This window comes from Streptomyces sp. RP5T, assembly GCF_003933965.1.
Lineage (GTDB): Bacteria > Actinomycetota > Actinomycetes > Streptomycetales > Streptomycetaceae > Streptomyces.
In genome coordinates this window covers 22,034-31,178 of record NZ_RSAJ01000031.1, presented here as the reverse complement: position 1 = coordinate 31,178, position 9,145 = coordinate 22,034, and the positions used below count along the sequence as shown (strand labels likewise).

Sequence of the window (9,145 nt, the reverse complement as noted above, 5' to 3'; positions counted from 1 at the left end):
CGGTCGCTCACGCCTGAGTCGGCGGCAGCGAAGGCGATGGCCCGGGGTACACGGCTCGGGGAGCTGTGTACGGGCCGCCGCGCTGGTGAGTGAACGCAACGACGACCCGAGGGCCTGGATCGGCTCGCGCGCTCAGATTCAGGGGGCGGGGAGAGGTGGATGAACGTGGCGCGCTGCGGGTGGGCTGGTCTCCCATCGTGATCGGGGAACGCGGTGCCGGGCGGGCGGCGAGTCAGACCGAGGTCCGCCGGGGCACGGTGGTGGTCCGGGTGGGTGCGGTCTTCCGGTCCGGCGGGGGTGCCGTCGACGACCGGACCACGAGGCTGACCGGCGGGTCGTCCACTGGGATGGGGTCCGATTCCGGGTTCTCGATGGCGTGTACCAGACGCTTGAGGCCGTCCCGCGCCATCGCGTCGAACGGCTGCCGCACCGTCGTCAGGGGCGGGGTCACATAGGCGGCCACCGGTATGTCGTCCAGACCGACGACGCTGACGTCGTCCGGTACCCGTAGGCCGGCTTCCAGCAGCGCGCGGATCAGACCGATGGCCATGTCGTCGTTGGCGGCGAACACCGCCGTGACATCGCGGTTCTCGGCCAGCTCGCGTCCCGCGCGGTATCCGGAGGCGGCCGACCAGTCGCCCACGATCACAGGCGGTTCGCCCCTACCGTGCGCGGCCAGCGTCGCCCGCCAGCCCTCCATCCGGTCCCTGGCGGCGTACCACCGCTGCGGACCGGCGAGGTGGTGGACGGTCGAATGCCCGAGGTCGAGCAGGTGCTCGGTGGCGGCCTGCGCCAGTTGATGGGCGACCAGTCCGGAGGTCACCACCCGCTGAGCGGTGAACGGCGGCGGCGCGCCGAGGACCAGGAACGGCACGTCCGCGCGGATCGCGACATCGTCGCCGCCCTCCTCGTCGATCGGCTCGGAGATGACGATGCCGTCCACGCCTTGGTCAAGGAGCGAGTCGACGGCGCCGGCGATGCCCGTGGAGTCGCCTTCCACCGTATTGACCACGCGGAGGGTGTAACCGGTATCCCGGACGGCCCGCTCCAAACCCATCAGCAATGAAGCAGGGCCGTAGAGTGCCGTGCCGAGCGTCACCACACCGATGGACCGGGTCCGACCGGATGCCAGCGCCCGGGCGGCGTGGTTCAGCCGGTAGCCCAGGGTCTCAGCGGCTTCGAGAACACGTCGGCGCAGGTCGCCGGAGACATACTGTTCACCGTTCATGACCCTGGACACCGTCTTCTGCGAGACACCCGCCAGCCGCGCCACGTCGATGCTGCGTGGTGCTGTGCCGGTGCTGCCGCCTGCCTGTCGCGCCATGAGCCTCTCCTGATCTCCGGCAGTCTGGCAACGCGGTCCGTTCCGTATGACTGCGCTGTCATGATTGCGCAGTCATATCTACGCAGTCGAAGGGAACGCGTCAAGGGTTTTCGGCAACATTGCCGTCATCCGAAAGCAACGCCGCCCCCTCATCGGCCCTCGCCGCGCAGGGGTCTCCCTTCAACAGCAGGGCGGTCAGGGAGATCTGCGCTCCAGGCCATCAGTCCGTCGGGAGCTCGCAGGAGGCTGCCTGATCCGCGCACAAGATCTCGAGGTCAGAGATGCCTCGCTGATCGTGACCATGGAAGCGCAGGAACCCCACCAGCAGGGACACAGCGGCGAACGACAACCGCGGCACCGGACCAGCCGAGTGACCGTCGCCGACCACCTCATCGACACCTCCGCCCTCGCCCGCGTCCTCCTCCGTCAAGCACCGCTGAATGGGACGACCGGATCGCCGCCGGCCTCGTCGCGATCTGCGACCTCACCGAACTGGAAGTCCTCCACTCGGCGCGTTCGGCCACGCACCGGCGCCCGCTTGTAGTCGGCACTCGGCGCCCACTACGCCTGGTGCCCCATGCCCGACGGTGCCTACCGCCGCTCCAGCGTCATCCAGAAACAGTTGACCGCCAAGGGAGAACACCGCAGCGCGGGCCCGTCGACCTCCTCGTGGCCGCCGCGGCCGAGGAAGCCAACTCACCCTCCTCCACTACGACCGCGGCTTCGAAGCCATCGCGCGCACGACAGTGCAGCCGGTCCGCACGATCGAACTCAGGCAGTAGAGCTCGCGCGATGTCGAGCTGTACCAAGCTTCCGACCGACCCCGCTGCCCGGCGGTCAGACTGACGGCCAGGCCGCCCGCACCACCCGATGGATAACCCTGTTCAATCGTCACCTGAGATGTATCGGAAGTCCGAGCAGCCGAACGAGGCGCGTCGGTGGCCCTGATGCGGTCGTACTCGTCCTGGCGCTCGTCCGTGAGTGCGCCGGGATCGGGAAGTCCCACCAGCCGGGGACCCAGGGGCCCGCGGCATCGCGGTCCGTGGGACACCACTCACGCTCGCCCACCTCGCCTGCGAGCCGTCATCGCCCGCCACGTGATCTTCCATTCCCACCGCGCGGATCTACGCCCGGACGTCCAGAGGGCACTGTTCAACACCGCGCGCGAGTCAGTCATGGGACCGAGTGACAACACCGCGTCGCCCGCCGAGGACACGTGGGAACCCACCAGCGTCAGGACGGTGAACACCGACACGATCGCCACCCCCAAGGCCCAGGCCGAACGACTCCGCAACGCCCTGGTCGGCGAGAGCGGTCATGACCACGGGCGATGTCGACGACGACCTCGTGGAAGGAGCCCGCGCCCACCTCGAAGCGGCAGGGTTCACCAACGTCTAGGCGCTGACCCGGGACGGTGCCGTCGGCCACGCGGAGGACACCCCGTACGACCGGATCATCGCCACCGTCGGTGCACGCGGCGTCCCTCACGCCTGGCTCGACCAACTCGCCCCCGGCGGACGGCTCGTCCTTCCCCAGCGCCTCCAAAGGCAGCGTGTCCCGCTCCATCGCCTACGAGCAGCGCGACGGCCGCTGGACGAGCATCGGCAGCAAGATGGACACCTTCATGGCGCTGCGCCGCGGCATCGCCGACGACGACCGCCGCGCCACCCCGCTCAGCAAGGACGGCACCATACGGCTCCAGGCCCCCGCCGGACAGCCCATCGACGCCGACGCCCTGGCCGCAGTGCTGGAGCTACCGCGCACCGAGGAGTGGACCAGTACGACGGTCCGCGCCATGGAATCGCCGGAATGTCTGGGCTGGGCGGCACCATCGAGTGCTGGGGGATGTGGTGAGTGCAGGGGGACATCGAGCGTGCGGCAGCCCCGTATCTTGCTGCCCGGAGCGAGGCCGAAGAACACGGTGTGGTCGGTGAGACCGCCGTGGCCCAGGCGCATCTCGCCTTCGCCGTATCCTTCGTCGACACGCTTCGGGATGACGACGAACTCGACCTCGCGGACCGGCTGCTGTCGCCCCTCAGCCTGCGCTCCAACGAGATGACCGCTCGCATCGCCACACTCGTCCGCGACGCAGGATTCGCCGTTGACCTGCCTGACCGGGCAGCCGTCCAGCTTGCAGAGATCGGCCTCTTCGGCATCTCCTACGCCGCGGCCAAACTGCAACTGGCCCTGTGCTTTCACCACACGGTCCTTGATGCCCAGAACGACCTCGCGGCTGACATCGCCCGCTTGCGTGAGCTCACACAAGACGGCTAATACGCCGACTACGTCGAAATCGCGCACTTCATGGGCGACCTCCCGCTCCCCGAACACCGTACGAGCACCCGCCGCAGGAATCGGCATCGCCGACCGTCACGGGGATGCCGAGCCTCGTCTCGTCAATGGATGTGGGATCCGCCGTTGACGTCGTACGTCGCCCCGGTGAGGTAGCCCGACTCGGGCCGCGCCAGGAAGGCGATCACGTCGGCCACGTCCTCGACGCCCCCGATCCGGCGGACCGGAACCTCCGCGATCATGGCCGCCTTTCGCTGCTCGTCCAGCTTGCCCTGCGTGATGTCGGTGTCGATCAGGCCCGGTGCGACGGAATTGACGGTCACCCCGGAAGGACCGAGTTCGCGGGCGAGGGAGCGGGCGAATCCGAGGAGCGCCGCCTTGGCGGCCGAGTACGCCACTCCCCCGAACACCCCGCCGCCGCGTTCTGCCGAGACGGAGGACAGGAACACGATCCGGCCGAAGCCCCGCTCGGCCATTCCCGCGGCCACGCGGTGGGTGACCAGGAAGCTTCCGCGGACATTGACATCGAAGATCTTGTCCCACTCGTTGGATGTCACGTCGAGGAAGCGGGTCGGGGAGGTGATCCCCGCATTGTTCACGAGAACGCCCACCGGTGGGAGAGCCGCCTCCGCCGCCGCCAACGCAGCGTCGACCGCGTCGGCGTCGCAGACGTCCGCCGCCAGTCCCAGGGCTTCCACCCCGTGCCGGGCGGCGACCTCCCGGGCGGCCTCCTCGGCGGCCTCCTTGTTGAGGTCGAGTACGGCGATGTGGTAGCCGGAAGCAGCGAGGGCGTGCGCGGTGGCGCGTCCGATGCCGCGAGGGGAGCCGGCGCCGGTGATGACGGCCGTGCGAGAGGTGGGATCAGTGGACATGCGGTTCTCCTGAGGACGGGAAAGACGGGGGAACAGGAATCACAGTTCGCGGCGCACGCGCTGCTTGATCGCTTCGACGGAGAGGCCGTAGCGGTCGTGGAGCGTGGGCAGCGCGCCCGCGGCAAGGAACTCGTCCGGCAGGCCGATCGGGACGATAGGTGCCGTCTGCCGGGCGAAGGCCAGGCACGACGCCACGGACTCGGCGAGACCTCCGACGACGCTGTGGTTCTCGAGCGTCACCACGAGGCGGCCCTTCGCCGCCTCCCGCAGCACCGTCTCGCGGTCGAAGGGCTTGATCGTCGGTACGTGGAGGACAGCGACGTCGACGTGGTCGGCCGCGAGTTCCTCGGCCGCGGTCAGGGCCCGTACCGTCATCAGGCCGGTGGAGATGAACAACACATCGCGGCCGTTGCGTAGTTGTGCCGCCTTGCCGACTTCGAACCGGTAGTCGTACTCGTCGAGGACGGTGGGCACGGCCCCGCGCAGCAGCCGCATATAGGTGGGGCCCGGGTGCGCGGCGAGTGCCGGGACGGCCTGTTCGATGTCGACCGAATCCGCTGGGTCCACGATGGTCAGTCCGGGCATGCCGCGCAGGATGGCGAGGTCCTCGGTCGCCTGGTGGCTGGGGCCGTAGCCGGTGGTCAGTCCGGGAAGGGCGCCGACGACGTTGACGTTCAGCCGCGGCTCGGCGATGTCGAGGCACAGGAAGTCGTAGGCGCGGCGGGTGGCGAAGACGGAGTAGGTGGAGGCGAACGGGGTCAGACCCACCTCGGCCAGGCCCGCTGCCGCTCCCAACATCGCCTGTTCCGCCATGCCCATCTGGAAGAAGCGGTCAGGATGAGCCTCTCGGAAGACGTGCATGTCGGTGTACTTGGCCAGATCCGCGGAAAGTCCGACCACATCCGGGCGTTCGTCGGCGAGCCGCGCCAGTGCGTGGCCGAAGGGGGCCTTGGTGGTGCGCTGTCCCTCTTCGGCGATGGAAGCGATCATCGCGGAGGTGGTGAGTTTGCGCTGGGAGGCTGCCTGCGTCGCTGAGGTGTTCATCGAGCGGTTCCCTCTTTCCGGACGGCCGTATGATGACGCTCCGTCAACTGGTTCCGGGCGAGCCGCCATTCGTGGTCCTCGACGCGCATGAAGTGCGCCTTCTCCCGGGTCTCCAGCATCGGTACGCCGCAGCCGATCCGGGTGTCGCAGATGAGCACGGCCGGCGAACCGCGGTGCCTGCGCAGGTCGTCGAAGGCCGCGACGAGTGACTCGATGTCGTTGCCGTCCACACGGACCGCGTGCCAGCCGAACGCCTCCCACTTGGCCGTGACCGGCTCGGTGCGCAGCACTCCCTTGGTCGGGCCGTCCGCCTGCAGGGCGTTGACGTCGACGATGGCGGTGATGTTGTCCAGGCCGTGGTGGGCGCAGGCGAGCGCCGCCTCCCAGGTGGAGCCCTCGTCCAACTCGCCGTCGGACAGCATGTTGTAGACGTGGGCGTCACTGCCCTGGTGGCGCAGGCCGAGCGCCATCCCGGTGGCGACACCGAGACCGTGCCCGAGGGAACCGCCGGAGATCTCCATGCCGGGTGTGTAGGAGGCCATACCCGACATGGGCAGACGCGAGTCGTCGCTTCCATAGGTCGCGAGTTCCGCGACGTCCAGCACACCAGCCTCGGCGAGAGCCGCGTAGAGAGCGATGGCGTAGTGGCCGATCGACAGCAGGAACCTGTCGCGCTGGTGCCAGTCGGGGTCGTCCGCACGGAAGTTGAGGACGTCCTTGTAGACGACGGCCAGAACGTCGGCCACCCCCAGGGCCTGTCCGACGTAGCCCTGGCCCTGGGTCTCCCCCATGTCCAGCGCGTGCCTGCGGATTCGGTAGGCGGCGTCCCGCAGGGCGTGGACGCGCCGGGTGGACGACACCCGTGTCTCGGGTGCCTGAGTGGTTGTCACGTTGATCCTCTTCTGGGTCAGAAGGCAGCGGGGAGGGCGTGTTCCGGGGTCGCGGTGATGGCGCGGTCGGCCGCTCGGCGCTCCTCGGCACCCCAGGTCTCACGCGTCATCAACGTCGCCAGGAGTCCCAGGAGCCCGTAGCAGCTGAAGAGAACAGCGGGCCCGGTCCATCCGGTGGCGGAGTAGAGCGCGGTGGCGATCAAGGGGGTGAACCCGGAGACCACGGCGGAGAGTTGATAGGCCAGGGAGGTCCCGGCGGTGCGGGTCCTGGTGTCGAAGAGCTCGCAGAACCAGGCCCCCTGGACACCGGCGAGGCAGTTCTGGCAGACGGCGTAGCTGATCACGAAGGCGATCAGGATGAACGCGGCAGCTTCGGTGTTGACGAGCAGGAAGAGCGGGATTCCCCAGAGGACACTGACCGAGCAGCCCAGCAGGTAGACGGGTCGACGGCCGACCCGGTCCGACAGGCGGCCCCAGAGCGTGGTGGCCGCGATGCCGAGCGCGGCTGCGGTGACCAGGGCGGTGAGAGTGGTGGTGCTCGTCACGTCGGGGGCGTCGCCGTCGTCCAGGTAGGACAGCACGAAGGTGACCGAGACGGCGTACCCCGCGGTCTCCGTGATGCGCAGGCAGAAGGCCCGCAGCACGTTGCGCCAGTCCTGCCGCACCACTTCGAGCAGCGGATTTTTGACAACGTCGCCGGACTTCTTGAGCGCTGCGAACTCGGGCGACTCGTCGATCCTCAGCCGGATGAAGATGCCGACCGCGATCAGCACGGAGCTGAGCAGGAACGGCACGCGCCAGGCCCAGGCGTCGTCCAGAGCGTGCCGGCTGAACAGGAACGCGAGGTTGGCGAGCAGCAGCCCCACCGGGAAACCCGCCTGGGTGATCCCCGTGTACAGGCCACGCCGTCGCCACGGGGCGTGTTCGAAGGTCATCAGGATGGCGCCGCCCCACTCGGCACCGAAGGCAAGTCCCTGGATCACCCGGACCACCACCAGCAGGACCGGCGCCCAGATCCCGATCATCTGGTAGGTGGGCAGACATCCGATCACCACGGTCGCGATGCCCATCAGCAGCAGCGACCCGACCAGAACGGGTTTGCGGCCGACGCGGTCGCCGAGGTGACCGGCAATGACGCCGCCCAGCGGCCGTGCGGCGAAGCCGATGCCCAGGGTCGCGAAGGAGAGCAGAGTGGCGGAGAGCGGGTCGGAGTCGGGGAAGAAAACGTCCCCGAAGTAGAGGGCGGCGGCCGTTCCGAAGCCGATGAAGTCGTACGTTTCGATGGTCGCGCCCACGCCGCATCCGACGGCGACTCTCAGACGCTCAGGTGATCCCTGCGCCGCTTGATGCGGCGCCTTGGACTCAGCCATGCCGATCCTCCTTGATCGTGAGTGGCAACCGTCCCAGGCTCCACTATTGGCTGTTGACTGTTGACTGTTAACAGTCGAGTTGATGCTGAGCCCGATGGCAGAACATGTCAACCCTCGCGGCTGAGATCGGACGAGGAATGCCGACTGTCAACAGACAACACCGATTGGAGCTACTCTGATCACTCATGGACTTGAAGGAGGGTTCGACCGTGTCCGGTCAGGCGCTGTACAGTCTCACCCGCTCGACGACCCTCCGGGAGCGCGCGCTAGTGGCGCTGCGGACGGCCATCATCACCGGCCAGTACCGCCCCGGTGACCACCTCGGCGAGGTCGAGATCGCCGAGCACCTGTCGGTGAGCCGTGGCACGGTACGGGAGGCGCTCCGCCACCTCCAGCAGGAGGGGCTCGTCACACCCGGCGCACGCGGCATGCTACGCGTCTCCCAGCTCACGCCGACCGAGGTCCGGGAATTGTTCCAGGTCAGGGAAGCGCTTGAGGGTCTGGCGCTGGCGCAGATCATCGCGTCACCGCGCAGGAAGGAAGCGGCCGACGCACTCCGCCAGGCCCTGAGGAAACTCCAGGACGCCTTCGCTTCGGGCGCGGACCTGGCGAAGAAGGTCGAGGCCGACCTCGGCTTCCACCTCCTGCTGTGCGAGCAGTCCGGCAATTCGGTACTCCTCAAGACCTGGCGGCAGCTCGAGGGCCCCATGCGCGTGGTGATCATGAGCGCGGCCGGCGAAGGCCGCGAGTCGGCCATGTCCGCGTCGGCCCATGAACCCATCGCCGACGCGATCACCCGCGGAGACGCCGCAGCGGCCCAGGAAATTCTGCACGCGCACATGAGATCGGCGATCGAGCGGTTGGGCATCGAGCCCGAAGGCGCGCGCGAGACCGCTTGATCCCGGCCCCCCCTCGCCTCGCATCTGTTGCTACTGCGCTTCGTTGGGTATGTCCTCGACGAGGTGTCCATGATGCCGGTACACCATTTCGTCGGGATGGCGAGCCACCCGGGCCAGCCGCCAGGCCGCGTCGTGGGACATGCGGCCGCCTTCTTGAGCACGAAGCCGCAAGGCCAGGAGGCTGGTTGCCGGGTCGAGCATCCAGCGTAGGGCGGGGAGCCTCATCGGGCTGCGCCCGCCTCGGCGACGGGATGTGGCCCTCCCCCATCATCGCGGAGACCCTTGGTCGAATCAGCCGCGGAGGGCTCGCCCAATGCCGGCCAGGCAAGCGCGTCGTTCCGTCCCATCTGGTCCAGATGGCCGGGCCGAGTTCGCGGAGGCGGTCATCGGACCGCGCTGGTCGGGGCATGAGGAGCCGACGTCGGCCCGAAGGGGTGGTCGAGTGGGCGTCCGG

At 68.6% G+C, this 9,145-nt stretch carries 8 protein-coding genes and 2 pseudogenes; 4 read left to right on the top strand and 6 right to left on the bottom strand.

Annotation, left to right across the window (positions count from 1 at the left end):
• Window positions 1-232: 232 nt before the first annotated feature.
• Complete coding sequence (locus EHS43_RS05805; protein WP_125189444.1) at window positions 233-1,324, bottom strand: LacI family DNA-binding transcriptional regulator; 1,092 nt, start codon at window positions 1,322-1,324, stop codon at window positions 233-235.
• 370 nt (window positions 1,325-1,694) lie between these two features.
• On the opposite strand from EHS43_RS05805, the pseudogene EHS43_RS47440 reads away from it, so the two are divergent.
• From EHS43_RS47440 to EHS43_RS05790, 3 genes and pseudogenes are all read left to right on the top strand, one after another.
• Window positions 1,695-2,106, top strand: a pseudogene (locus tag EHS43_RS47440) (PIN domain-containing protein).
• Window positions 2,107-2,397: 291 nt separating this feature from the next.
• A pseudogene (locus tag EHS43_RS05795) lies at window positions 2,398-3,134 on the top strand (hypothetical protein); the annotation flags it as partial.
• A gap of 44 nt (window positions 3,135-3,178) precedes the next feature.
• Window positions 3,179-3,598 carry a hypothetical protein gene (locus EHS43_RS05790; RefSeq protein WP_185806125.1) on the top strand — a complete coding sequence of 140 codons (420 nt, stop codon included), beginning with the start codon at window positions 3,179-3,181 and terminating at the stop codon, window positions 3,596-3,598.
• A gap of 122 nt (window positions 3,599-3,720) precedes the next feature.
• Here the strand turns inward: EHS43_RS05790 and EHS43_RS05785 are convergent, their stop codons facing one another.
• The 4 genes from EHS43_RS05785 to EHS43_RS05770 are packed head-to-tail and all read right to left on the bottom strand — an operon-like array spanning window position 3,721 to window position 7,792.
• The gene (locus tag EHS43_RS05785; protein WP_125189442.1) at window positions 3,721-4,488 is read right to left on the bottom strand and encodes an SDR family NAD(P)-dependent oxidoreductase; all 768 of its coding nucleotides are present in this window, start codon (window positions 4,486-4,488) and stop codon (window positions 3,721-3,723) included.
• Window positions 4,489-4,527: 39 nt separating this feature from the next.
• Window positions 4,528-5,532: a transketolase family protein gene (locus tag EHS43_RS05780; protein WP_125189441.1), complete on the bottom strand. Its 1,005-nt coding sequence runs from the start codon at window positions 5,530-5,532 to the stop codon at window positions 4,528-4,530.
• Complete coding sequence (locus tag EHS43_RS05775) at window positions 5,529-6,422, bottom strand: transketolase (protein WP_221740721.1); 894 nt, start codon at window positions 6,420-6,422, stop codon at window positions 5,529-5,531. The genes EHS43_RS05780 and EHS43_RS05775 overlap by 4 nt, the downstream gene beginning before the upstream one ends.
• Before the next feature lie 17 nt (window positions 6,423-6,439).
• Complete coding sequence (locus EHS43_RS05770) at window positions 6,440-7,792, bottom strand: MFS transporter (protein WP_125189440.1); 1,353 nt, start codon at window positions 7,790-7,792, stop codon at window positions 6,440-6,442.
• A 209-nt stretch (window positions 7,793-8,001) separates the two neighbouring features.
• Between EHS43_RS05770 and EHS43_RS05765 the strand changes: the two genes are divergently transcribed.
• The gene (locus EHS43_RS05765; RefSeq protein ID WP_185806124.1) at window positions 8,002-8,691 is read left to right on the top strand and encodes a GntR family transcriptional regulator; all 690 of its coding nucleotides are present in this window, start codon (window positions 8,002-8,004) and stop codon (window positions 8,689-8,691) included.
• A gap of 30 nt (window positions 8,692-8,721) precedes the next feature.
• Here EHS43_RS05765 and EHS43_RS05760 read toward each other — a convergent pair whose 3' ends face one another.
• The gene (locus tag EHS43_RS05760; RefSeq protein ID WP_260470399.1) at window positions 8,722-8,892 is read right to left on the bottom strand and encodes a hypothetical protein; all 171 of its coding nucleotides are present in this window, start codon (window positions 8,890-8,892) and stop codon (window positions 8,722-8,724) included.
• Between the last annotated feature and the right edge of the window lie 253 nt (window positions 8,893-9,145).